The following is a 19,940-nucleotide window of genomic DNA, read 5'->3' on the forward strand; positions in this document are numbered from 1 at the left end:
ATCAGCACCGCCGCCAGGCGGCCGGCACAGCCGACGGCGAGCCCGTCCGGCTCCGGCCCCTGGCGGACCCGGCCGCCGGCGTGCCCTCCGGCCCGCCGGGCCCTCGCCCCGGCGCCGGGCGGCCGGGGCCAGCGGCGGCACGGGTGCCGGTGCCACAATCAAAGACGACGCAGCTTGGCCGTCCACCCTGATGGTGATCGGGGGCGTGGAAGGAAGCCGCAATGCACCGCTCGAGTCAGGGGCTGCGCCGGTGATGGCGGGATACAGGCAGGGCAGACACCCCCCGCAGCCGCACCTCCCCGACCTGCACGTGCGCCTGCGCTCCGAGCTGGGCCGGATCGACGAGCAGCTGCGCGCCCTGCTGTCCTCCATGGACCGGCTGCAGGGCCTGCTGGACGCGGTGGTGGCCATCAGCCGTGAGGTGGAACTGCCCGCGGTACTGCGCCGTATCGTGACCACCGCCATGGAACTGGTCGGCGCCCGCTACGGGGCACTGGGCGTACTCGACGAGTCGGGGGAGCGCCTGGAACAGTTCATCACGGCCGGACTGTCCGAGCAGGAGCGCATTGCCCTGGCCGAGTCCGGCCTGCCTCGCGGTCTGGGTGTCCTCAGCCACCTGATCCGCTACCCCGAGCCCCTGCGGGTCGACGACATCCCGGCCCATCCGTCCTCCACCGGGTTCCCGCCCGGCCATCCGCGCATGCGCACCCTGCTCGGCGTCGCCATCAGCGTGCGCGGCGAGATCTACGGTGACCTCTACCTCGCCGAGCGGCATGACGGAGAGCCCTTCGACGTGCACGACGAGAACGTGGTCGTCGCCCTGGCCGGCGCCGCGGGCATCGCGATCGAGAACGTCCGCCTGTTCGAGCGCATCCGGGTCGGAGCCGAGCAGTTCCAGCGGCTGCTGCTGCCCACCCTGCCCGACCTGCGGCCCTACACCGCCGCCGCCATCTACCGGCCCGCCGCCGAGCCCAGTCAGCTCGGCGGGGACTGGTACGACGCCATTCTCCTGCCCGACCATGTGGTGGCCGTCGTGATCGGTGACGTGGTCGGCCACGATCTGCGGGCCGCGGCCGCCATGGCCTCCACCCGGAACATGCTGCGCGCTCTGCTGTTCGACCGGAGCGATCCGCCCGGCGCGGTCCTCACCCGGCTCGACCGCGCTCTGGAGGCCATCACGAACAACCCCGTCACGACCACCGCGCTGGCCCGCATCGAACCGGAGGCACCGGGCTGGCGGCTGCGCTGGAGCACCGCGGGCCACGTCCCGCCCCTGCTGCTCACCCGTGAGCGCCACGTGGCGTACCTGCTCGGCGAGCCCGGACTGCCGCTCGGCGTCGACACCGCACAGCACCGCCCGGACCACTCCCGCTTCCTGCCCCCGGACGCCACCGTGGTCTTCTTCACGGACGGGCTGGTCGAGCATCCCCGCCACCCCATCGACGAGCGGCTGAACGTCCTCGCCGACCTCGCCCTGGAACACGCCGGTCTGCCTCTGCCCGCGTTCGTCCGGACTCTGGCCGATCACCACCCCAGCGACGGTCACGACGACATGGCCATCCTCGCCCTGCGCACGCCTCCCGCCTGAACCCGTGCCTGCCGCGCGTCGTGGAGGAGCCCCACCGGCCTGCCTCCCGCGAGCCGCCGCCCGGCCCGGCCGACGGTGCCGTGGAGGATCCGGGGGATCCGGCGGATGATGGCCCTGGGGGCGATGCGGATCCGGAGGTCGCCCGATGCCTGTCGCGCGGCATGTACAGCTCAGCCGCGATGGTGTGGTGACCGTTCTCGAGATCTGCGCCCTCGCCGCCGTGTACTACGGGTCGGCCAGGCTGGGGCTGCTCCAGCAGCTGGTGCGCGGCCAGGTCACCCCGCTGTGGCCGCCGAGCGGTATCGCGGTGGCGGCGCTGCTCCTGCGCGGCCCGAGGCTCTGGCCCGGGATCGCACTCGGCGCGTTCCTGGTCAACGTCTCGCTGGGGCCCTCGCTCCCGGCCGTGCTCGCGATCACGGCGGGCAACACCCTGGCGCCCGTCTGCTCCTACGCACTGCTGTGCCGCACGGGGTTCCGAAGCGAACTGGACCGTTTGCGGGACGCACTCGCCCTGATCTTCCTCGGTGCGTTCACCGGGATGCTGATCAGCGCCACGACGGGCGGCGCGACCCTGGTCCTCGCGGGTGTCCTGAGCACCGAGGGCTTCTGGCCCACCTGGTCGGTCTGGTGGACCGGCGACGCGATGGGCGTCCTCGTGGTCACGCCGGTCCTGCTCCTGCTCAGCTCGGCACGCCGGCCGAAGGACGTTGCGCCACGGCGGTGGCTGGAGGCACTGCTGCTCGCGGCGGCCACCGCCGGCGTCGGTGTCGTCGAGACCGGCCGGGTGCCGCTCATGTTCCTCGGCTTCCCGCTGCTGATCTGGGCTGCCTTCCGCTTCCAGCTGGCCGGGGCCGCGCCCTGCGCATTGGCCGTGTCCACCTTCGCGATCGTCACCGCCACCCGGGCAGCAGGCCCTTTCGCCGGTCATGGCCTGCTCACCAACATGATCACCCTCCAGGCGTTCAACGGTTCCGCCTCGCTGACCGCGCTGCTGGTCGCGGCTGTCATCAGCGAGCGCAACGAGACCCAGCGGGAGATCGCGCGGGCCTGCGGGCAACTCGCCGGGATGGTGGCCACGATCGCCACCGGCGAGTACCGCCCGATGCGCCCCGAGAGGGAGGGGAAGGGCGTGGGCGAGACGGACGGGAACGGCGGTCCCGCAGACACGAAAAGGCCGTCTCCTCATCCCTGAGAAGACGACCTCCGACCGGCAACAACGCTGGTCGGGACGACAGGATTTGAACCTGCGACCCCTTGACCCCCAGTCAAGTGCGCTACCAAGCTGCGCCACGTCCCGATGCGCTCACCCGCGGTGACCCGCGTGATCGCACGAACAGAACCTTACCCCACGTGCGGGGGTGCGCCGAAGAGGGCCCGGAGGGACATGGGGGGCCATGGGCGCGCCCGAGCGGACGGGGCGGGACAATCGGCCGTATGACGAGTGCGGACGCTGCGGATGCCAGGGACCGGGACGCGCAGGGGCGGGCACGCAACGCGCGGCCCCGGGACGGGCTCGGCCGGCCGCTGCCCTACGGCGCCGACGGCGTCCCCCGGCAGCCGGAGGGTGTCGTACGGGCCCCGCGCGAGACGGTCGCCGAGGCGCAGGCGCTGCTGGAGGCGGGCAGGCCGTTCCACGCGCACGAGGTGTTCGAGGACGCCTGGAAGTCGGGGCCCGGCGACGAGCGGGCGCTGTGGCGGGGGCTGGCCCAGCTGGCGGTCGGTCTCACGCACGCGGCGCGCGGCAACGCCGTCGGCGGGGCGCGTCTGCTGCGGCGGGGCGCCGGGGCGGTGGAGGCGTGGGAGCAGGAGCGGGGGGAGGACCGGCCGTACGGCATGGATCTCGCCTCCCTCGCGCAGTGGGCCCGGGAACTGGCGGGACGCGTGGAGCGGGGAGCCGGTCCGGTGGATCCGGTGACCGAGGCGCCCCGGCTCCGCCGGAGCGAGCCCTGAGCCCCGCAGCGGCCGTGATGACCGTGCGTGCGGAGGCGGTGGACGCGTTGTCAGTGCCATGGGGCAGACTCGGGGCGTGCGAAAGATTCATGTCATCGGTATCGGCGCGGGCGACCCCGAGCAGCTGACCCTGCAGGCGGTCAGGGCGCTCCAGGGCACGGACGTGTTCTTCCTGCTCGACAAGGGCGAGGTGAAGAGCGATCTCACCCAGCTGCGCCGGGACATCCTGGACGCACATCTGCCGGCCGGGTCGTACCGGGTGGTCGAGGCCCGTGACCCGGAGCGGGACCGCGCGGCGGGCGGTTCGGCGTACTCACCGGCCGTGGAGGACTGGCGCGGCGCCCGCGCCGGGATCTACGAGCGGCTGATCGCCGGGGAACTGGACGAGGACGGCACGGGCGCCTTCCTGGTGTGGGGCGACCCGGCGCTGTACGACAGCACACTCGGGATTCTGCAGGAGGTGCTGGAGCGCGGCACGGTCGCCTTCACCTACGACGTCGTGCCCGGCATCAGCAGTGTCTCGGCGCTGGTCGCCCGGCACCGCACGGGCCTGAACCGGGTGGCGCGCCCGGTGCAGATCACCACCGGGCGGCGGCTGGCCGAGGGCTTCCCCGAGGGGGTGGACGACGTGGTGGTGATGCTGGACGCCCACCAGGCCTTCCGGCACTACGCCGGGGAGGACATCGACATCTACTGGGGAGCCTACATAGGCACGCCGGACGAGATCCTCGTCTCCGGTCCGATTGCCGAGGCCGGCCCGCGGATCGAGCGGGTGCGGGCCGAGGCGCGCGAGCGCAAGGGCTGGATCATGGACACGTACCTGCTGCGCAGGAACCCGGGCGAGAACCCCGGTCGGGCCTGACGGTGTCCGGCCGGGCCGCGGTGCGGGGCACCGGCCGGGCCGGCGCCGAGTGCGGCCCGGCGAAAACCGGGTGAACATGTCCGCTTCCCCCGGACGTGGGCGGGCCGGGGCATCGGCCTGTGGGCCGGCTCGGCGGGCCTACCGCATCCGGGAGTCGGTGCTCACAGCGGGCTGAGCCCGAGCCGCTCCAGTACGCCCGCCTCATCGGGCACCGCCGTCACACCCCGCGGCAGCGCAGGGCGGCGTACGACGACCACGGGCAGGGCGAGTTCCCGCGCGGCGGTCAGTTTCGCGGCCGTGGCCTCGCCGCCGCTGTCCTTGGTCACCAGCACCTCGATGCGGTGGGTGCGCAGCAGTTCCGTCTCGCCGGCGACGGTGAACGGGCCGCGCGCGAGGACCAGTTCGGTCTGCGGGGGCAGCGGGGGCCCCGGCGGGTCGACCGAGCGGACGACGAAGTGCAGGTCCGTCAGGTGGGCGAAGGCTGCGAGGCCCAGGCGTCCGGTGCTCAGGAACACCCGGCGGCCGAGGCGGGGCAGGGTCCCGGCCGCCGCCCGGACGGAGGGGACGCAGTACCAGCGGTCCCCGGGGTCCGGGCGCCAGCCGGGCCGGCGCAGGACGACCAGCGGGACCCCGGTGACCGCTGCCGCGCGGGCCGCGTTGGCCGTGATCGACTCGGCGAACGGGTGGGTGGCGTCGACCAGGGCGGTCACCCGGTGGGCGCGCAGCCAGTCCGCGAGGCCGTCCGCGCCGCCGAAGCCTCCGGTCCGCAGCTCACCGGCCACCGCTCCCGGGCGGGCGACCCGGCCGGCCAGCGACGTGGTGACCCGGATGCCGGGACGTGCGGCGAGGTCGGCGGCGAGGCGGCGGGCCTCGGTGGTGCCGCCGAGGAGCAGGACGTGCGCTGGCATAGGGGTGAGCGTACGAGGTGCTGCGGGCCCGTGAGGCGTCCGGGTCGCTACGGTCTGACGTCATGGAGGTCAGGGAGATCAGGCAGATCAGGGAATCCGTGCGGGGCGTGCTGATCGACATCGACGGTGTCCTCACCGTCTCGTGGAAGCCGTTGCCGGGTGCGGTGGAGGCGCTCAGGGCCGTCCGGGAGGCGGGTCTCGGGGTGGTCCTGGTGACCAACACCACCTCCCGGTGCCGGGCGTCCGTGGCCGGCTCGCTCGCGGACGCGGGGTTCCCGGTGGGAGCCGGGGACGTCCTGACGGCCCCCGCGGCCACCGCCGCCCATCTGGCCGGGGCCCGTGTCGCACTGCTGAACAGCGGGGACATCGGGGCGGATCTGGAGGGGATCACCCTGGTCGACGAGTGCGGCGACGAGGTCCCGGACGTCGTGCTGCTCGGCGGTGCCGGGCCGGAGTTCGGTTACGAGGCGCTCAATCGTGCCTTCGGCCGGCTCCAGCGGGGCGCGCGGCTGGTCGCCATGCACCGGAACCTGTACTGGCGGACGGACGAGGGACTCCAACTGGACGCGGGGGCGTTCCTGGCGGGCCTGGAGGCGGCCGCGGGCCTCGATGCAGAGGTCACCGGGAAGCCGTCGCGGGCGTTCTTCGAGGCGGCCCTCGGGCGTCTCGGGGCCGGCCCGGAGCAGGCGCTGATGATCGGGGACGACGTCGAGTACGACGTCTTGGCGGCCCAACGGCTCGGCATCACCGGGGTGTTGGTCCGCACGGGCAAGTTCCAGCCGCAGACCCTGGAGCGGGCGAGCGGACGCCCGGACCACGTCCTGGACTCCTTCGCGGACCTCCCGGCGCTGCTGGGACTGTCGTCGTCCCCCTCGGACTAGTGGACCTAGCGCAGGAGCAACTGCACCCCGCCCACGACCGTCGCCGCGATCACGAGCTGTTCGAAGAGTCGCTGGTTGATCCGGTTCACAGCCCATTTGCCGAACAACGCCCCGGGCACGACGAACACCGCGAGCGCGGCGTCGAGCAGCAGCGAGCGTCCGTCGATCAGGCCCAGGCCCGCGCTGAACGGCACCTTGGACAGGTTCACGACGAGGAAGAAGAAGGCCGACGTGCCCAGGAAGCCCAGCTTCCGGAAACCGGCCGAGAGCAGATACATCGACATCACCGGGCCGCCCGCGTTGGCGACCATCGTCGTGAACCCGCCGAGCACGCCGTACGAGCGCGCCTTCACCCGGCCGGCCCGGCCCGCCACCGCGTCCGGTTCGTCCGGCGCGCTCTGCGGCCTGCGCCGCCGCCACAGCGTGACGCCGGCCATCAGCAGCAGGATCGCGCCGATCGAGGTCCGTACGACCTCGTCGCCGGCCCACACCAGGAACAGCGTGCCGGCCACCACCCCGGCCGCGACGGCCGGGAACAGCCGCCACAGGGTGGGCCAGTGGGCGTGCCGCCGGTAGGTGAGGACGGCGAGCACGTCACCGGCGATCAGGACGGGCAGCAGCACGCCGGTGGAGGCGCGGGCGGGCAGGACGGCCGCGAAGATCGCGAGGCTCACCGTGTTGGCCCCGCTCACCGCGGTCTTGGAGAAGCCGACGAGGAGGGCCGCGGAGGCGAGCGCCGCGAACCCCCAGCCGGATATGTGCCAGAGCGTCATCGTGTTCATGCGAGGACCGATGCTATGTCCGGACAAGCCGTGGGTGTAAGCACCGTCTCGCCAGGTGATCCCCGCCGGCCGCTACGACCGGTCCGCGCGCTCGTGCACGTAACGCGCCCTCAGTTCCCGCTTCAGCACCTTCATGCTGGGGCCGAGCGGCAGCGCGTCGGTGAACTCCACGCGGCGCGGGTACTTGTGCCGGCCCAGGTGCTGCTTGGACCACTCGGTGACGGCGGCGGCGTCGGGCGCCGTGCCCGGCGCCGGCACGACGACGGCGCACACCTCCTCGCCGTGCAGCTCGTCGGGCAGGCCGATGACCGCGACCTGGGCGACCGAGGGGTGGCGCAGCAGGGCCTCCTCGACCTCCCGCGGGTACACGTTGTAGCCGCCGCGGATGATGACGTCCTTCTTGCGGTCGACGATCCTGAGGAAGCCCTCGTCGTCCTTGGTGCCGAGGTCGCCGGTGCGCAGCCAGCCCTCGACCAGGGCCTCAGCGGTGGCCTCGGGCCGGCCGAGGTAGCCGGAGAAGACGTTGTGGCCGCGGATGACGACCTCGCCCAGCTCGCCGGCCGGCAGCAGCTCGATGCGGTCCTCCACCTCGGCGCGGGCGATCTCCACGTCGACGCCCCACAGCGGATGCCCGATGGTGCCGGCCCTGGTGCCGAACAGCGGCTGGTTGACGGTGGCGGTCGGCGAGGTCTCCGACAGCCCGTACCCCTCGTAGATCTTCGCCCCGAACGCCTCCTCGAACCGCTCGAGCACGGCGACGGGCAGCGAGGCCCCGCCGGAGATGCAGATCCGCAGCTCGGGCAGCCGCTCGGCCCGGGCCGCCGCCGCCGCGAGGGCGACGTACATGGTCGGCACGCCGTGGAAGGTGTTCACGCCCTCCTCGGCCATCAGCTCGATGGCGCGGGCCGCGTCGAAGCGGGGCAGCAGGACCAGCGTGGCGCCCGCCCGCCAGGTGGAGTTGAGGGAGACGGTCTGACCGAAGGCGTGGAAGAGGGGCAGGGCGCCGAGGGCGATGTCGTCGGCGCGGATGTCGTTGGCGTCGAAGGCGTTGACGGTCGCGTTCATCACGATGTTGAAGTGACTGAGGACCGCGCCCTTCGGGACGCCGGTGGTGCCGCTCGTGTAGAAGATCACCGCGGGGTCGTCGGCGGCGCGGGTGACGTACGACAGCGGCGGCTCGGCGGCGGCGGCGAGCCGGTCGAACTCGGCGCCCAGGGTGACCGCCTGGATCCCGAGGGCGTCGGCGGCGGCCCGTCCGGTCTCCGCCTGGGCCGGGTGGACGAGCAGCAGGTTCGCCCCGCTGTCCGTCAGGACGTGCTCCACCTCACCGGCCGACAGCAGCAGATGCACCGGTACGACGACCCCGCCGGCCGCGGCGATCGCGTAGTAGGCGACCGGGAACTCGGCGGTGTTGGGCGCCATGAGGGCGACCCGGTCCCCCGGCCGTACGCCGAGGCCGGTGAGCGCGCCCGCGCGGGCGAGGGCCCGCCGCCACACCTCGCCGAAGGTGAGCCGCAGTTCGCCCTCCACGAGGGCGGTCTTGCCGGGGCGGCGCCTGGCGTTCTCGGCGAGGATGCTGGCGACGGACAGGGTTGCCATGGAGTGGTGCTCCGTTTCCTTGCTGCGGCTCGTTCTACCGGGTTCCCCTGCGGGAAGCGCTTGCTGACGTGGCGTCAGTTCCGTGTCACCGCCGTGATCGTGGCGCGTCGGTGGCGTGTCGACGGCGCGTCAGTGGCGTTCGACCAGCACCGCGCTCCCCTGGCCCACGCCCACGCACATGGTCGCGAGCCCGCGCTCTGCTCCCGTGCGCCGCATGCGGTGCAGCAGGGTCGTCAGGATGCGGGCGCCGGAGCAGCCGAGGGGGTGGCCGAGGGCGATGGCGCCGCCGGTCGGGTTGACCAGGCCCGGGTCGATGCCGAGCTGGTCGACGCAGGCGAGCGCCTGCGCGGCGAACGCCTCGTTGAACTCGGCCTCCTGCAGGTCACCGGTCTCCCAGCCGGCCCGGGCCAGCGCCTTGCGGGTGGCGGGGACCGGGCCGATGCCCATGACGTCGGGATGGACGCCGGCGGAGGCGCCCGCGGCATAGCGGCCGAGGGACTCCAGGCCCAGCTCGTTCAGGGCCTCCTCGCTGACCAGCAGCAGCCCGGCCGCGCCGTCGTTCATCGGCGAGGCGTTGCCCGCCGTGACCGTGCCGCCCTGACGGAAGACCGGCCTCAGACGGCCCAGCTTCTCCAGCGAGGTGTCCTCGCGGACGCACTCGTCCTGTTCGACCACGATGCCGTCCGGCCGCCGCACGGGCAGGAGTTCGTCGTCGAAGTGGCCGTTCTTGCGCGCGGCGGCGGCCAGTTGATGGCTGCGCAGGGCGAACGCGTCCTGGCGCTCGCGGGAGATGCCGTAGCGCGCGGCGACCTCCTCGGCGGTCTCGCCCATGGACAGCAGGCCGTGCAGGTCCTTCATCGCCGGGTTGACCAGACGCCAGCCGAGCCGGGTGTCGTGGGTCTCGATGCGCTGCGGCAGGGCCTCGTCGGGGCGGGGCAGCACGAAGGGGGCACGGCTCATGGACTCGGAACCGCCGGCGATCACGATGTCGGCCTCGCCGGCGGCGATGGTGCGGGCGGCGACGGTGACCGCTTCGAGGCCGGAGGCGCACAGCCGGTTGACGGTGGCGCCGGGCACGGACTCGGGCAGGCCGGCGAGCAGGGCGGCCATGCGGGCGACGTTGCGGTTGTCCTCGCCGGCCTGGTTGGCCGCGCCCCAGTAGACGTCGTCGATCCGGGCCGGGTCGAGGGCGGGCACGTCGGCCACCAGCTGCCGGATCACACCGGCCGCCAGATCGTCGGGCCGGACGGCGGACAGGGCTCCGCGCAGCTTGCCGATGGGGGTGCGGCGGGCGGCCGCGAAGTGGACGGGACGCACGGCTTCGACTCCTGACCTACGACCGGCCACGGCACTGTGGGCCGGCGGACCACACGGACTTAATTAGCACTGCTAGTTTTAGACTATAGACCTCGGCCCGGCCCGCTGGGAAGATCCTCCCGGACCTTCCCGAGTCGCCCGGAGGAGACATGCCCCACGTCCGCGAGCACACCCTCGACGGCACCCGCGGCCGGATCGCCGTACGCGAGTGGCCGCACCCGGCGCCGAGGTACCTGGCCGTGGTGGTGCACGGATACGGCGAGCACGCGGGCCGCTACGACGGGCTCGCGGCCCGGCTCACCGGGCACGGGGCCGCGGTGTACGGGCCGGATCACGCCGGCCACGGCAGGTCCGCCGGCGGGCGGGTGGTGATCGAGGACTTCGAGGACGTGGTCACCGATGTGCACGGCGTGGCGGACCTCGCCCGGGCCGCCCACCCCGGCCTGCCGCTCGTCCTGGTCGGCCACTCCATGGGCGGGCTGATCGCGGCCCGCTACGCCCAGCGCTACGGGGCCGAGCTGAGCGCGCTGGTCCTGTCCGGGCCGGTGATCGGCGACTGGGCGCTGCCGGGGCGGCTGCTGGCCCTGCCGGAGATCCCGGACACCCCGGTCAGCCCGGCCGCGCTGTCCCGGGACCCGGCCGTGGGCGCCGCCTACGCCGCCGATCCGCTGGTGTGGCACGGGCCGATGAAGCGGCCGACGCTGGAGGCGTTCGCCCGGATGCTGCGGACCGTCGACGAGGGCGGTGACGTGGGCGGGCTGCCGCTGCTGTGGCTGCACGGCGACGACGACCGGCTGGTGCCGCTGTCCGGCAGCCGCCGGGGTGTGGAGCGGCTCGCCGGCGGCCGGCCGGCCGAGCGGATCTTCCCCGGGGCGCGGCACGAGGTGTTCCACGAGACGGACAAGGAGGAGGCCTTCGCCGAGGTGCTGCGCTTCCTGGATGGGGCACTGCCCGGCTGACTCCTCCAACGGGCTTGCCCGGCAGCCGCGTTGGGGCCTTGGGCAGGTTCGGGAAGGCCTGGTGCGCCATGCCGCGTGATCGTGTCAGACTGCTGCCCGCAGATCCCGGAGTGACCGCCGGGACCAGCCGAGCGGAGGAGCAGCACGTGACGGGGACCGAGCCGGCCACGGCGCACATCGACACCACCCGGCCGCATCCGGCCCGGGTGTACGACTGGTTCCTCGGCGGCAAGGACAACTACCCCGTCGACGAGGAGCTGGGCCGCCGGATCACCGCGATCGACGGGGGCGCCCTGCGGGCCGCGCGCGCCAACCGGGCGTTCATGCAGCGGACCACGCGCGCCCTGGCCGAGGACGGCGTGCGCCAGTTCCTGGACATCGGCACGGGCATACCGACCGAGCCCAACCTGCACCAGATCGCGCAGTCCCTCGCGCCGGACAGCCGGGTGGTGTACGTCGACAACGACCCGATCGTGCTGGCCCACGCCCATGCGCTGCTGCGGGGCCGCCCCGAGGGCGTCACGGAGTACGTCCAGGCCGACGCCCGCGATCCGCACGCCATCCTCGAACAGGCCGCCCGCGTCCTGGACCTCGGCCGCCCGGTCGCCCTGTCCCTGATCGCGCTGCTGCACTTCGTCGCCGACGAGGACGGCGCCCACGAACTGGTCTCCACCCTGGTCGACGCGCTGGCGCCGGGCAGCCGCCTGGTGCTGTCGACGATGACGGCCGACTTCGAGCCGGAGAACGTCGAGAAGGGCATCGCCGCCTACGCGGCGGGCGGGGTGACCCTGGTGGCGCGCTCGCGCACCGAGGTGGCCGCCTTCTTCAGGGGCCTGGACCTGCTGGAGCCGGGCATCGTGTCGATCGCCGACTGGCGCCCCGAGGAGGCACCGGACGGCCTGGGGCCCGTATCGCTGTACGGCGCGGTCGGCCAGAAGCCCTGACCGCGGACCCGGCCCGCCCGGCGCTCTACAGGCCGAGCACGCGCGCGATGGTGCGCAGGACGCCGTTGTCGTTGTTGGACGGAGCCAGGTAACGGGCCCGGCGCACGACCTCCGGGTGGGCGCCCGCCATGGCGAAGGACCAGTCGGCCGCGTCGAGCATCTCCAGGTCGTTGAGGTAGTCGCCGAAGACCATGGTCTGCGCGGGCGTGATGCCGAGCGCACGCTGCAGGCCGCGCAGGGCGGTGCCCTTGTCGGCGGTGCGGTTCATCACGTCGACCCAGTGCTCGCCGGAGACGACGACCTGGTGGGTGCCGGCGAACTCGGCGAGCGCGGGGGCCGTGGAGTGCTCGGCGGAGCCGAAGTCGAACAGCGCGACCTTGATCACGTCGTCCTCGACGGCGGTGACGTCCTCGACGATCCGGTGCTCGACGTAGTACTTGCGCACCTCCGCGAGGAACGCCTCGTCGGTCCGCTCGACGTAGGCGGAGCGCTTGCCGCACACCACGGCGCCCACGTCGACGCCGCCGGCGACCAGCCGCCGTACCGTCCGTGCGATCGCCCCTGCCACGGCGGGGCCGAGGCTGTCGGAACTCAGCTCCACGCCGTCTCGGACCACGTACGTGCCGTTCTCCGCGATGAACACCATCCCCTCGGCGACGTCGGCGAACTGCCTGGCCAGCGTGGCGTACTGGCGGCCGCTGGCCGGGCTGAACAGCACACCGCGGCGACGCAGTTCGGCGAGCACCGGCCACAGCCCGTCGGGGATCCGCTTGGCGTCGTCCAGCAGCGTGCCGTCCATGTCGGTGACGATCAGCCGGATGTCGGCGGGGCCCTCGGGCAGGTCCGGAATATCGAGGAGGGGCGTGGGCGTGGCGGGCATGTCCTGCTTCCGGTCGGGGGAGGAGTGCGGCGTCCAGTGTTCCTCATGCGCCGGCACGTCCCGCAGCCGCGTCCCACCGCGGCGGAACGTCCTCGAAGCCGTCCCGGACCGCCCGGACCGGGCGTTTCCCGGGACAGCGCGAGCGGCCGGCGGCACAATGACGGCGGGCAACCGTGCGAGAAGGGCGGCGACGTGACCGAGGGCGACTCCCCGACGGCCTCAGGGGCGAGACTGAACACCTCCGTGGCGCACAACGCCCGGGTGTGGAACTACTGGATCGGCGGCAAGGACAACTACGAGGTCGACCAGCGGGTCGGCGAGCACGTCGCCGGGATGTTCCCGGTGATCCGGGAGGTGGCCCGCGCGGACCGGGAGTTCCTGGCGCGTGCGGTGCGGTTCCTGGCCGCCGAGCGCGGGATCCGGCAGTTCCTGGACATCGGCACGGGCCTGCCGACCTCGGACAACACCCACGAGATCGCCCAGCGGATCGCGCCCGAGTCCCGGATCGTGTACGTCGACAACGACCCGATCGTGCTCGTGCACGCCCGCTCCCTGCTCACCAGCTCGCCCCAGGGCGTCACGGACTACGTCGACGCCGACGTGCACGACCCCGAGGCCATCGTGCTCAGCGCCGCCGAGACCCTGGACCTGACCCGGCCGGTCGGTCTGATGATGCTCGGCATCCTGAACTTCGTCCTGGACACCGGCGAGGCCCGGGACATCGTGCGCCGGCTCATGGCGGCCCTGCCCTCGGGCAGCTGCCTCGTCCTCACCCACCCGACGTACGACAAGGACGTGGGCGGCGAGGGCAATGCCGCGGCGATGGAGTTCTGGAACGCCCACGCCACCCCGCCGATCACCGCCCGCAGCCGCGCGGAGATCGCCTCGTTCCTCGACGGTCTGGAGCCGGTCGAGCCGGGTCTGGTGCCCTGCTCGCAGTGGCGTGCCGACCCGGCCGCGGCGCCGGTGCCGCAGTTCGGCGCGGTGGCCGTGAAACCCTGACCCCCGTCGACGCCGGCACCGCGCGGACCGAGCCGAGGAGGACGTATGACCACCCTTGCCGACCCCGTGCCCGGCGGGCGCCCCGAGGATCTGCGCCGGGTCGCCCGGCTCACCGCCGAGCTGGCCGGGCAGGGCGTCCGCGGGATCGTGCTCGCGTACGTGGACACCGCGGGAGTGTGCCGGGTGAAGACCGTCCCGACGGCGCGGCTGGCGGCGGCCGTGTCCGGGGGCGTCGGCATGTCCCCGGTGTTCGACACCTTCCTCGCCGACGACTCGATCGTCACCACCGACGTGCTCGGCTCCCCGGACGGCGACCTGAGGCTCTACCCGGACCTCGACCGGCTGGTGGTGCTGGCCGAGCAGCCCGGCTGGGCGTGGGCGCCCGTGGACCGCATCACCCAGGAGGGCGCCCGGCACCCCGGCTGTGCCCGGACCTTTCTGCGCCGGACCGTCGCCGACGCGGCCGAGCGGCACGGCCTCGCCTTCAAGGCGGCGATCGAGGTCGAGTGGGCGGTCGGGCTCGGCTCGGCGCCCGCCGGGGAGTTCGTACCGGCGGTCTCGGGTCCGGCGTACGGCGCGATCCGGCAGGTGGAGCTGAGCGACTGCACCGCCGATCTGCTGGCCGCGCTCGACGCGCAGGACGTGCCCGTCGACCAGCTCCATCCCGAGTACGCGGCCGGGCAGTTCGAGATCTCGGTGGGCGCGCTGGACCCGGTGGCGGCGGCCGACCGCAGCGTGCTGGTGCGGCAGACGATCCGGGCGGTCGCCGGACGGCACGGCCTGCGGGTGTCCTTCGCCCCGGCGTATCTCGCCGAGGGCGTCGGCAACGGCGGCCACCTGCACCTGTCCTGCTGGCGCGACGGGGTGAACCTGCACGCGGGCGGCGAGGGCCGCTACGGCATGACGGCCGACGCCGAGTCGTTCACGGCCGGAGTGCTGGCCCGGCTGCCCGCGCTGACGGCGGTCACCGCCCCGAGCCCGGCCAGCCGGCTGCGGCTGCAGCCGTCGCAGTGGGCGGGGGTGTTCACCGCATGGGGCCGGGAGACCCGGGAGGCGGCGCTGCGGGTGATCACCGGCACGGCGGGCCGCCAGGCGCAGGAGGCCAACCTGGAGGTCAAGCCCGTGGACCTGGCCGCCAACCCCTATCTGGCGCTCGGCTGCGTCATCGCCGCCGGCCTCGACGGCCTGGCCGGGGCACGGGAACTGCCCGCGGAGATCACCGGCGACCCCGCCCGCTACGGTCCCGCCGAGGCGGCGGCCCTCGGGGTGCGGCGGCTGCCGCGGTCACTGCCCGAGGCCGTGGCGCAGTTCCGCGCCGACGAGGTGCTGCGGGCCGCTCTGGGCCCGGTCCTCGCGGACGCGGTCAGTGCCGTACGGCTCGGTGAGGCGGCCGCCGTCGAGGGCCTGGACGACGCGCAGGTGGCGGCGGCCTACCGCTGGGTGTACTGACCGTGGCCGCGCCCGGACCCGTCCACGAGGCCCTGGCCGCGCTGCCGCTGGTGGACCACCACTGCCACGGCACCGTGACGGCCGACCTCACGCCCGCGCAGTTCGCCTCGCTCCTGACCGAGGGCGAGGCCTGGCCCGGCGTCTCACCCTTCGACACTCCGGTGGGCGTGGCCGTACGCCGGCACTGCGCGCCCCTGCTGGACCTCCCCAGGCACGCGCCGCCGCACGCGTACACGGCCCGCCGTGCGGAGCTGGGCCGGCAGGAGGCCGACCGGCGCTTCCTGACCGCCGCCGGGGCCGAGGCGTTCTTCGTGGACACCGGCTACGCCCCGCATCCGCTCGCCTCGCCCGCCGAACTGGCGGCGGCCTGCGGGGCCACGGCCCGGGAGGTCGTACGCCTGGAGCAGGTGGCCGAGGCGGTGGCCGCGCGGGGCGTCGAGCCGGACGCGTACGCGGCCGCGTTCCGTACGGCCGCCGAGGAGGCCGTACGGCGCCCGGGCGTGGTGGCGGTGAAGTCGGTCGCCGCCTACCGCACGGGCTTCGCCCTGGACCCTGCCCGCCCGGCCGCGCAGGAGGTGACGCGGGCCGCCCGGAACTGGCTCGCGGGCGGGGGCCGGCTGACCGACCCGGTCCTGGTACGGCACCTGTTGTGGACCGCGGTGGACCTCGGCCTCCCCCTCCAGCTGCACACCGGTTTCGGCGACGCCGACCTGCGGCTGCACCACGCCGATCCGGCTCTGCTGACCGACTGGCTGCGCCTGACCTCCGGCACCGTCCCCGTGCTGCTGCTGCACTGCTGGCCGTACCACCGTCAGGCCGCCTATCTGGCCGCGGTGTTCGAGCAGGTGTACCTGGACGTCGGCCTGGCCCTGCACCACACCGGCCCGGCCCGCTGCCGGGCGGTGCTGGAGGAGGCGCTGGAGATCACCCCGTTCCGGAAACTGCTCTACAGCTCCGACGCCTACGGACTGGCCGAATTCCACCACCTCGGCGCCCTGTGCTTCCGGCAGGGACTCGCCGATCTGCTCCAAGTCCGCGTAGACGCCGACGAGTTGAGTCTGCCCGACGCCCTGCGCATCGCGGCCTGGACGGGCCGCGACAACGCCCGCCGACTCTACGGACTCTACGGACCACCCGCATCCGAACCGGCCCGCGACCCCTGCGAGCGCCCCACCCGGAAAGTATGATCAAGCAATGTCAGACATGACCGAAACCACGCCCGGCTGGCTGTCCACGGACGAGCTGGAAATGGCCAGGGCCCACATGCCGATCCTGTACGTCGAGGCCGTGCCCGTGCGCGTGGACGACAGCGGCGAAGTCACCAGCATCGGGCTGCTGCTGCGCATCGGCCCGGACGGGACGGTCAGCCGGACCCTGGTCTCCGGCCGCGTCCTGCACCACGAGCGGGTCCGTGACGCCCTGCTGCGCCATCTGGAGAAAGACCTCGGCCCGGTCGCACTCCCCCGCATCCCCGCCTCGCTCCAGCCCTTCACGGTCGCGGAGTACTTCCCCACGGCGGGCATCACCCCGTACCACGACCCGCGCCAGCACGCGGTGTCCCTGGCCTACATCGTCCCGGTCACCGGTGACTGCCGGCCCCGGCAGGACGCGCTGGACCTGGTCTGGTTCAGCCCGCAGGAGGCCGCGTCCCCGGCCGTGCAGAGCGAGATGCCGGGCGGGCACGGGGTCCTGCTGCGGCAGGCGCTCGCGCACGTGGGCCTGACGTACTGACACCGGCCGCCTCCCGACCGGCCTGTCTATCAGGCCGGCCGGGACCGCGGCCAGGGATGACCCGGTCGCGTTCAGGTTGCGTTCAGGTTCGCCGCACCGTGTGGCAACAGCTGCACCAGAAGCCCCAAAACAATGGCAAAGAGGGCTGGGTAAGGGGCAGTTGACCATGCGAGGGTGCGGGCCATGAGCACAGAGCACGTCCTTGAGCACCCGCCTCGCGGGCACGCACGCGCGCGCATACGCGAGAGCGCGAACAAGGTGCCGGAGGTCACCGTCTACTTCTGGATCATCAAGGTCCTCACCACCGGCATGGGCGAGACCGCCTCCGACTTCCTGGCCAAGGTGCTGGGCAACGTCCCCGCGGTCGGTCTCGGCGGCCTGGCCTTCGTGGCGTCGCTCGTGCTCCAGTTCGCCGTCCGCCGGTACGTGGCCTGGATCTACTGGACGGCGATCGTGATGGTCAGCGTGTTCGGCACGATGGCCGCCGACGTGCTGCACGTGGGCCTCGGGGTGCCGTACACCCTGTCCACCCCGCTCTTCCTCGTCGCCCTCGCGGCCGTCTTCGCCCTGTGGTACGCGAGCGAGCGCACCCTGTCCATCCACTCCATCCGCACCCGCCGCCGCGAGTTCTTCTACTGGGCGGCCGTCCTCGCGACGTTCGCGCTGGGCACCGCCGCGGGCGACCTCACCGCGACCATCGGCCTCGGCTACCTGGGCTCGGCGGTCCTGTTCGCCGCGGCGATCTGCGTCCCGGCCCTCGCGCACCGCACCCGCCTGCTGGGCGCTGTGACCGCGTTCTGGACGGCGTACGTCATCACCCGCCCGCTCGGCGCGTCGCTGGCCGACTGGATGGCCATGAGCAAGCGCGACGGCCTGGGCCTCGGCCTCGGCCCGGTGACGCTGTCCTGGACGGTGGCCATCGTCGGCTTCGTGGCCTTCCTCGCGCTGACGCGCCGGGACACCGAGCCCGCGGGCTGACACCGGCCCACCCGGGCGCGCGCCCCCTCGGCCGCGCGCCCAACTCCACGACCCACGCGCGCTCCTGACGGTGCATCAGACGAACTTGACTCGCCAAGTCGTCCCGTCGGCGAGCGCGCGCGGCACATGGCGCCCCGGCCTCAGCACGTTCGGGACGGGCCGGAAAAGCGGACCCGGACATGCGGAAGGGGCCGTGTCGGACTTCTCTGACACGACCCCTGACCTGCGTGCTTCGCAAGTCGGGACGACAGGATTTGAACCTGCGACCCCTTGACCCCCAGTCAAGTGCGCTACCAAGCTGCGCCACGTCCCGGTGCCGTTTGACCTGGGGTTTCCCCGGTCGAAACGTGCAGGGAAACAATACCGCACTCGGCTCGGTGGTCGCGCCCCGCTTTTCCCGGTTGACCTCAAGTTTGGTTGAGGTTGCACGATCGTCGGCATGACGATCACAGCGGATGACAGCCGCCTCCACGGCTACGACGACCTGCCCGGGCTGATGAGCCTCATGACCGGCGACGAGAAGCACGGGCCGGCGGCCACCTCCACCCTCGACGTGCTGTGGGTGCTCTACGACCGGGTGCTCCGGGTGACTCCGCGGCGGCCGGACGATCCGGCTCGCGACCGGTTCCTGCTGAGCAAGGGACACGGGCCGATGGCGTACTACGCGGTGCTGGCGGCGAAGGGGTTCCTGCCGACCGGCTGGCTGCCCGGGTTCGGTTCGTACGACTCCCCGCTCGGGCACCATCCGGACCGCGTGCTGGTGCCGGGGGCCGAGATCGCCAGCGGGTCGCTCGGGCACGGGCTGCCCATCGCGGTGGGCAGCGCCCTGGGCCTGCGGGCCCAGGGGCTGCACGACCCGGCGGTCTGGGTACTGATCGGGGACGCCGAGCTGGACGAGGGCAGCAACCACGAGGCGATCGCCTTCGCCGGGCCCGCGGGTCTGGAGCGGCTGCACACGGTCGTGGTCGACAACTCCTCCGCCAGCCATGCGCTGCCCGGCGGGATCGCCGCCCGGTTCGAGGCCGCGGGCTGGTCCGCGGTGACCGTCGACGGCCGCGATCACGAGGCCCTGTACGCCGCGTTCACCGCGCCGCATCCCGGCCGGCCGCACGTGGTAGTGGCCCGGGTCGAGCCGAAGAACGCCTGACACCCCCCACACCTTTGGAAAGGCACTCCCTCATGGAAACCATGCGTGACCGTTTCGCCCCCGTCGTCTCCCGGATGCTGGACGAGGACCCGCGCGTCGCCGTCGTCCTCGCCGAGATCGGCAAGGACGGCTTCCGCGAGGCCATGGCCCGGCACCCCGACCGGGTGATCAACATCGGCATCCGGGAGCAGTTGCTGGTCGGGGCGGCGGCCGGGCTGGCGCTGACCGGGCTGCGGCCCGTCGTGCACACCTTCGCCAGCTTCCTCGTGGAGCGGCCCTTCGAGCAGGTCAAGCTGGACCTGGGCCACCAGGACGCGGGTGCGGTGCTGGTCAGCGCGGCGGCCTCGTTCGACTGGCCGGCGGGCGGCTACACGCACATGTCCCCCGGGGACGTGGCGCTCCTGGACACCCTGGACGGCTGGACCGTCCATGTGCCCGGGCACCCGGACGAGGCCGAGACCCTGCTGCACCACGCGGTCGCCGCGGGCGACGACAAGGTGTACGTCCGGCTGTCCGTACAGTCCAACGGGCGGGGCCGGGTGATCGACGGACGGCACTTCGTCACGGTCCGCGAGGGCCGCCGAGGTGTTGTCGTCGCCGTGGGTCCGGTGCTGGACGCCGTCCTCGCCGCGACGGAGGGGCTGGACATGACCGTGCTGTACGCGACGACCGTACGGCCCTTCGACGCGGCGGGGCTGCGCCGGGCCACTCAGACGGCGGGCAGCGACGTCGTCCTGGTCGAGCCGTACCTCGCGGGCACCTCTGCGGCCGCGGTGAGCGAGGCCCTGTCCGACGCGCCGCACCGGGTGCTGGGCCTGGGCGTGGGGCGCCGGGAGCTGCGCCGCTACGGGACGGTCGAGGAGCACGTGGCCGCGCACGGGCTGGACGCGCACGGCCTGCGGGAGCGGATCGGCGCGTTCGTGGGGGCGGGGCGGGCCGCCGTCCACGTGTGATCACGCAGGT

Annotated in this window: 19 protein-coding genes and 2 tRNA genes; 14 read left to right on the forward strand and 7 right to left on the reverse strand. The window is 73.4% G+C overall.

The features are described from left to right. The first annotated feature begins 253 nt into the window (after positions 1-253). Positions 254-1,588: a PP2C family protein-serine/threonine phosphatase gene (locus A6P39_RS08545; RefSeq protein WP_067053765.1), complete on the forward strand. Its 1,335-nt coding sequence runs from the start codon at positions 254-256 to the stop codon at positions 1,586-1,588. 145 nt (positions 1,589-1,733) lie between these two features. Beyond that, entirely contained in the window at positions 1,734-2,780 is a 1,047-nt protein-coding gene (locus A6P39_RS08550) for an MASE1 domain-containing protein (protein WP_079133723.1), read from the forward strand. A 28-nt stretch (positions 2,781-2,808) separates the two neighbouring features. Here the strand turns inward: A6P39_RS08550 and A6P39_RS08555 are convergent. Then, a tRNA-Pro gene (locus tag A6P39_RS08555) sits at positions 2,809-2,885 on the reverse strand. A 137-nt stretch (positions 2,886-3,022) separates the two neighbouring features. Here A6P39_RS08555 and A6P39_RS08560 point away from each other — a divergent pair. Further along, positions 3,023-3,538, forward strand: coding sequence for a DUF309 domain-containing protein (locus A6P39_RS08560; RefSeq protein ID WP_067053767.1), 516 nt, complete (start codon positions 3,023-3,025; stop codon positions 3,536-3,538). 76 nt (positions 3,539-3,614) lie between these two features. Next, positions 3,615-4,400 carry a precorrin-6A synthase (deacetylating) gene (gene cobF / locus A6P39_RS08565; RefSeq protein ID WP_067053769.1) on the forward strand — a complete coding sequence of 262 codons (786 nt, stop codon included), beginning with the start codon at positions 3,615-3,617 and terminating at the stop codon, positions 4,398-4,400. A 161-nt stretch (positions 4,401-4,561) separates the two neighbouring features. Here the strand turns inward: cobF and A6P39_RS08570 are convergent, their stop codons facing one another. Beyond that, positions 4,562-5,308 carry a cobalt-precorrin-6A reductase gene (locus A6P39_RS08570; RefSeq protein WP_067053771.1) on the reverse strand — a complete coding sequence of 249 codons (747 nt, stop codon included), beginning with the start codon at positions 5,306-5,308 and terminating at the stop codon, positions 4,562-4,564. A 62-nt stretch (positions 5,309-5,370) separates the two neighbouring features. On the opposite strand from A6P39_RS08570, the gene A6P39_RS08575 reads away from it, so the two are divergent. Continuing rightward, positions 5,371-6,189 carry an HAD-IIA family hydrolase gene (locus tag A6P39_RS08575; protein ID WP_199840981.1) on the forward strand — a complete coding sequence of 273 codons (819 nt, stop codon included), beginning with the start codon at positions 5,371-5,373 and terminating at the stop codon, positions 6,187-6,189. Positions 6,190-6,194: 5 nt separating this feature from the next. On the opposite strand, the gene A6P39_RS08580 is transcribed toward A6P39_RS08575, so the two are convergent. The 3 genes from A6P39_RS08580 to A6P39_RS08590 form a co-directional block, all read right to left on the reverse strand. Continuing rightward, entirely contained in the window at positions 6,195-6,971 is a 777-nt protein-coding gene (locus A6P39_RS08580) for a sulfite exporter TauE/SafE family protein (protein ID WP_067053773.1), read from the reverse strand. 72 nt (positions 6,972-7,043) lie between these two features. Further along, on the reverse strand, positions 7,044-8,570 hold the full coding sequence (locus A6P39_RS08585; RefSeq protein WP_067053775.1) for a long-chain-fatty-acid--CoA ligase: 1,527 nt from the start codon (positions 8,568-8,570) through the stop codon (positions 7,044-7,046). Between the two features lie 129 nt (positions 8,571-8,699). Further along, positions 8,700-9,887, reverse strand: a complete 1,188-nt coding sequence (locus tag A6P39_RS08590) for a thiolase family protein (RefSeq protein WP_067053777.1) — start codon at positions 9,885-9,887, stop codon at positions 8,700-8,702. Positions 9,888-10,036: 149 nt separating this feature from the next. Here A6P39_RS08590 and A6P39_RS08595 point away from each other — a divergent pair, with 149 nt between their 5' ends. Both A6P39_RS08595 and A6P39_RS08600 read left to right on the forward strand, forming a co-directional pair. After that, positions 10,037-10,846, forward strand: a complete 810-nt coding sequence (locus A6P39_RS08595; protein ID WP_067053778.1) for an alpha/beta hydrolase — start codon at positions 10,037-10,039, stop codon at positions 10,844-10,846. Between the two features lie 146 nt (positions 10,847-10,992). After that, positions 10,993-11,790 (forward strand): SAM-dependent methyltransferase, encoded by a 798-nt coding sequence (locus tag A6P39_RS08600; protein WP_067053780.1) that lies wholly within the window; start codon positions 10,993-10,995, stop codon positions 11,788-11,790. Positions 11,791-11,815: 25 nt separating this feature from the next. On the opposite strand, the gene A6P39_RS08605 is transcribed toward A6P39_RS08600, so the two are convergent. Further along, positions 11,816-12,670, reverse strand: coding sequence for a Cof-type HAD-IIB family hydrolase (locus A6P39_RS08605; RefSeq protein ID WP_067054019.1), 855 nt, complete (start codon positions 12,668-12,670; stop codon positions 11,816-11,818). Between the two features lie 192 nt (positions 12,671-12,862). On the opposite strand from A6P39_RS08605, the gene A6P39_RS08610 reads away from it, so the two are divergent. The 5 genes from A6P39_RS08610 (at position 12,863) to A6P39_RS08630 (ending at position 17,830) form a co-directional block, all read left to right on the forward strand. Next, a complete protein-coding gene (locus A6P39_RS08610; RefSeq protein WP_067053782.1) occupies positions 12,863-13,672 on the forward strand; it encodes an SAM-dependent methyltransferase in 810 nt (269 codons plus the stop codon). 45 nt (positions 13,673-13,717) lie between these two features. After that, a complete protein-coding gene (locus tag A6P39_RS08615; protein ID WP_067053784.1) occupies positions 13,718-15,121 on the forward strand; it encodes a glutamine synthetase family protein in 1,404 nt (467 codons plus the stop codon). Between the two features lie 2 nt (positions 15,122-15,123). After that, positions 15,124-16,308, forward strand: a complete 1,185-nt coding sequence (locus tag A6P39_RS08620; protein ID WP_067053786.1) for an amidohydrolase family protein — start codon at positions 15,124-15,126, stop codon at positions 16,306-16,308. 16 nt (positions 16,309-16,324) lie between these two features. Further along, a complete protein-coding gene (locus tag A6P39_RS08625) occupies positions 16,325-16,852 on the forward strand; it encodes an NUDIX hydrolase family protein (protein WP_067053788.1) in 528 nt (175 codons plus the stop codon). A gap of 183 nt (positions 16,853-17,035) precedes the next feature. Continuing rightward, positions 17,036-17,830, forward strand: coding sequence for a COG4705 family protein (locus A6P39_RS08630; protein ID WP_067053790.1), 795 nt, complete (start codon positions 17,036-17,038; stop codon positions 17,828-17,830). A 239-nt stretch (positions 17,831-18,069) separates the two neighbouring features. Here the strand turns inward: A6P39_RS08630 and A6P39_RS08635 are convergent. After that, positions 18,070-18,143, reverse strand: a tRNA-Pro gene (locus A6P39_RS08635). A 126-nt stretch (positions 18,144-18,269) separates the two neighbouring features. Here A6P39_RS08635 and A6P39_RS08640 point away from each other — a divergent pair. Together A6P39_RS08640 and A6P39_RS08645 are read left to right on the forward strand one after the other, a co-directional pair. Further along, entirely contained in the window at positions 18,270-18,977 is a 708-nt protein-coding gene (locus A6P39_RS08640; RefSeq protein ID WP_067053792.1) for a transketolase, read from the forward strand. A gap of 32 nt (positions 18,978-19,009) precedes the next feature. Beyond that, entirely contained in the window at positions 19,010-19,930 is a 921-nt protein-coding gene (locus A6P39_RS08645) for a transketolase family protein (RefSeq protein WP_067053793.1), read from the forward strand. The last annotated feature ends 10 nt before the right edge of the window (positions 19,931-19,940 follow it).

This window comes from Streptomyces sp. FXJ1.172, from assembly GCF_001636945.3.
Taxonomy (GTDB): Bacteria; Actinomycetota; Actinomycetes; order Streptomycetales; family Streptomycetaceae; genus Streptomyces.

Coding starts and splice junctions, on each gene's coding strand:
- A6P39_RS08545 (WP_067053765.1), top strand. CDS start 254: ATGGCGGGATACAGGCAGGGCAGACACCCCCCGCAGCCGCACCTCCCC.
- A6P39_RS08550 (WP_079133723.1), top strand. CDS start 1,734: ATGCCTGTCGCGCGGCATGTACAGCTCAGCCGCGATGGTGTGGTGACC.
- A6P39_RS08560 (WP_067053767.1), top strand. CDS start 3,023: ATGACGAGTGCGGACGCTGCGGATGCCAGGGACCGGGACGCGCAGGGG.
- A6P39_RS08570 (WP_067053771.1), bottom strand. CDS start 5,308: ATGCCAGCGCACGTCCTGCTCCTCGGCGGCACCACCGAGGCCCGCCGC.
- A6P39_RS08575 (WP_199840981.1), top strand. CDS start 5,371: ATGGAGGTCAGGGAGATCAGGCAGATCAGGGAATCCGTGCGGGGCGTG.
- A6P39_RS08580 (WP_067053773.1), bottom strand. CDS start 6,971: ATGAACACGATGACGCTCTGGCACATATCCGGCTGGGGGTTCGCGGCG.
- A6P39_RS08585 (WP_067053775.1), bottom strand. CDS start 8,570: ATGGCAACCCTGTCCGTCGCCAGCATCCTCGCCGAGAACGCCAGGCGC.
- A6P39_RS08595 (WP_067053778.1), top strand. CDS start 10,037: ATGCCCCACGTCCGCGAGCACACCCTCGACGGCACCCGCGGCCGGATC.
- A6P39_RS08605 (WP_067054019.1), bottom strand. CDS start 12,670: ATGCCCGCCACGCCCACGCCCCTCCTCGATATTCCGGACCTGCCCGAG.
- A6P39_RS08615 (WP_067053784.1), top strand. CDS start 13,718: ATGACCACCCTTGCCGACCCCGTGCCCGGCGGGCGCCCCGAGGATCTG.
- A6P39_RS08625 (WP_067053788.1), top strand. CDS start 16,325: ATGACCGAAACCACGCCCGGCTGGCTGTCCACGGACGAGCTGGAAATG.
- A6P39_RS08630 (WP_067053790.1), top strand. CDS start 17,036: ATGAGCACAGAGCACGTCCTTGAGCACCCGCCTCGCGGGCACGCACGC.
- A6P39_RS08640 (WP_067053792.1), top strand. CDS start 18,270: ATGACGATCACAGCGGATGACAGCCGCCTCCACGGCTACGACGACCTG.
- A6P39_RS08645 (WP_067053793.1), top strand. CDS start 19,010: ATGGAAACCATGCGTGACCGTTTCGCCCCCGTCGTCTCCCGGATGCTG.